Origin of the sequence: Microcystis sp. M165S2, from assembly GCF_020245885.1 — a bacterium.
In the GTDB taxonomy this organism is placed as follows: Bacteria; Cyanobacteriota; Cyanobacteriia; order Cyanobacteriales; family Microcystaceae; genus Microcystis.
The window spans coordinates 1-2,874 of the sequence record NZ_JADBTZ010000108.1; the positions used below are offsets into that span (position 1 = coordinate 1).

4 protein-coding genes are annotated in these 2,874 nt (G+C 41.8%); all 4 read left to right on the forward strand.

Translation table 11 applies throughout. From position 1 onward, the window contains the following. Window positions 1–112, forward strand: a 112-nt coding sequence (locus IM479_RS05730; protein ID WP_071784045.1) for a transposase, incomplete at its 5' end; no start/stop codon positions are given. 242 nt (window positions 113–354) lie between these two features. Then, window positions 355–840, forward strand: coding sequence for a DUF29 domain-containing protein (locus tag IM479_RS05735; RefSeq protein WP_287687140.1), 486 nt, complete (start codon window positions 355–357; stop codon window positions 838–840). Window positions 841–945: 105 nt separating this feature from the next. Next, window positions 946–1,851: a lysophospholipid acyltransferase family protein gene (locus tag IM479_RS05740; protein ID WP_287687141.1), complete on the forward strand. Its 906-nt coding sequence runs from the start codon at window positions 946–948 to the stop codon at window positions 1,849–1,851. A gap of 137 nt (window positions 1,852–1,988) precedes the next feature. Then, window positions 1,989–2,765, forward strand: a complete 777-nt coding sequence (gene fabG, locus IM479_RS05745; protein WP_002782849.1) for a 3-oxoacyl-[acyl-carrier-protein] reductase — start codon at window positions 1,989–1,991, stop codon at window positions 2,763–2,765. The last annotated feature ends 109 nt before the right edge of the window (window positions 2,766–2,874 follow it).

Below are 2,874 nucleotides of genomic sequence, written 5' to 3' on the forward strand. Positions count from 1 at the left end.
GGTCGAGGGAATCAACAATAAACTTAAACTAATAAAACGAAGAGGCTATGGCTTTAGAAACTTTCGGAATTTTTGGGTTAGAAGTATGTTATCTTGGCATCTTGTCTGTTGATTTAGCATAAAGAGTAACGAAGAGCCAGTCATCCGCCATATTTTAATAGCTTGAGTCAGTAAAAAGGTGCGTTAACGTAGTGTAACGCACCCTGCAAAGTTGGCGTACTGCTACGCAGTGCCTTTGGCATCGCACTGTCAGGGGGGCGGTGATTTTTCCCGTGTTACTATCAAAATTAGGAGAAAGTGGCCTAATATATATATGAGGGTACTTATTTCCTATTAAAAACCGCCAACAACGAAATGAAAACTTTAAATCAGAATCCCTTGCAAGTAGAGGGAGGAGAAAACCTGCCCCTACTTTACGAAATTGATCAACATTTTTGGTTAGAGGAAACGATAAAACTCCTCCAAGAAAATCGCTTAGATGAATTAGATGTAATCCATTTAATTGAGGAATTAGAAAGCTTGAGTAAAAGAGATAAAAACCGAGTCAGTAGCTTACTTGAACAAGTAATCAGGCATTTATTACTTTTACAATATTGGACAACAGAAGCAGAAATAAATCGGAATCATTGGCGAGCGGAAATTATCAGTTTTCGCTCGCAATTAAGAAAATATCTAACGACAAATTTACAGGATTATTTAGCTGAGGAATTACCGATAATCTATCAGGATGCTTTAGCCTATGTTCAAGAAAAAACTGGTTTTTCTAGCAATTTTCCCCCAGAATGTCCTTACAGTTTAGAGCAATTATTAGATAAAAATTGGTTCAACTGTGAAGATTAGACATTAAAGATGATAAAATTATTAAGGAAAGCCGTTCTAAAACGATGGGTTTTTTACCCCAAATTTGCGATAATAAGATGCGATTAAATTATCAACTGGGCATCAATGCAGATTTTTAGCTCTTTTGTCTCATCTACGGCGACTTTTGCCGAATTATCCCTACAAGCGGCCAAGGCCCCTGTTGATACCCTCACCGGTTGGTCATTAGAGGATCGCGATCCGCAAGTGATCGAAAAATTTGTCCCCCTTCTGGACTGGTTTTATCACCATTATTTTCGCGTCAAAACCGATGGTTGGGAAAATATTCCCCCCTCAGGACAGGTATTATTCATCGGCTCCCATAACGGCGGTTTAGCGGCTCCCGATATGTTTATGATGATGTATGATTGGTTTCAACGCTTTGGCAGCGATCGCTTAATCTATGGTTTGATGCATTCGCGAGTCTGGCAAGTTTTCCCATCCCAAGCTAGTCTAGCAGCCCAAATGGGGGCCGTTCATGCTCATCCGAAAATGGCGATCGCTGCTTTAAATAGTGGCGCTAGTGTCTTAATTTATCCCGGAGGTGCTACCGATGTTTTCCGTCCCCACAGTTTAAGAAATAAAATTCATTTTGCTGGTAATCAAGCTTTTGTTAAACTAGCTTTACAGTACGAAGTGCCGATTATTCCCGCCATTTCCCACGGCGCTCACTCGACCCTGTTTGTCCTCGACGATATTTATCCTCAATTAAAAGAATTGCATAAAAAGGGTATGCCTTGGCCTTTCGGTATTGACCCCGGAACCTGTCCCATCTATTTCGGTTTACCCTGGGGACTAGCTATCGGTCCCTTGCCGAATATTCCCTTACCCGTATCGATACAGACGCGGGTTTGTCCCCCAATTATTTTTGAACGTTACGGCAAAAAAGCGGCCCGGGATCGCCGTTATGTACGCGAATGTTATGAGAAAGTCTGTTATTTGATGCAGCAGCAACTTGATCAATTAGTGGCAGCCAATTCTCCCCGATCCTAACCACGGGAAAGTTGAGACAAAGCGATCCCCATTGAGCATTTTTTCGGTCAGATTAACCCGCTTGTGAGATAATGAAGTGTTTTGAGCAAAGTTATCAGGACAAAGTTTTCTCTTGAGATTTGACGATTATTTGGGGAATGCAGAAAATTATGAAACTATTACCCGCAGAATGCCAGCATTTACAAGACAAAGTAGCCATAGTAACCGGGGCCTCGCGAGGGATCGGTAAAGCGATCGCCTTAGAATTAGCCAGCCAAGGTGCTACTGTAGTGGTGAACTATGCTAAATCTAGCAGTGCTGCCGATGCCGTTGTCGAAGAAATTACCGCGGCCGGGGGAAAAGCAATAGCACTACAAGCAGATGTGGCTAAAAGCGAAGAAGTGGATAATTTAGTAGATAGTACCAAAGAAAAATTCGGTCATATTGATGTCTTAGTTAATAATGCCGGTATTACCCGGGATACCCTGATGTTAAGAATGAAATTAGAAGACTGGCAAGCGGTCATCGATCTCAATTTAACCGGAGTTTTTCTCTGCACTCGCGCCGTCAGTAAATTGATGTTAAAACAGAAAAGCGGCCGCATAATTAACATCACTTCTGTATCCGGTTTGATGGGTAATCCGGGTCAATCTAATTACAGCGCCGCTAAAGCCGGTGTCATCGGTTTAACGAAAACTTTAGCCAAAGAATTTGCCAGTCGAGGCATCACTGTTAATGCCGTGGCCCCCGGCTTTATTGAAACCGATATGACTCATGACCTCAAAGCAGATGAAATTCTCAAATATATTCCCCTCTCCCGTTATGGAAAACCAGAAGAAGTCGCCGGGATGGTGCGTTTTTTAGCCGCCGATCCCGCCGCTATTTATATCACCGGTCAAGTCTTTAACGTCGATGGTGGTATGGTTATGGCTTAATTCAGTTATCAGTTATCAGTTATCAGTTATCAGTTATCAGTTATCAGTTATCAGTTATCAGTTATCAGTTATCAGTTATCAGTTATCAGTTATCAGTTATCAGTTATCA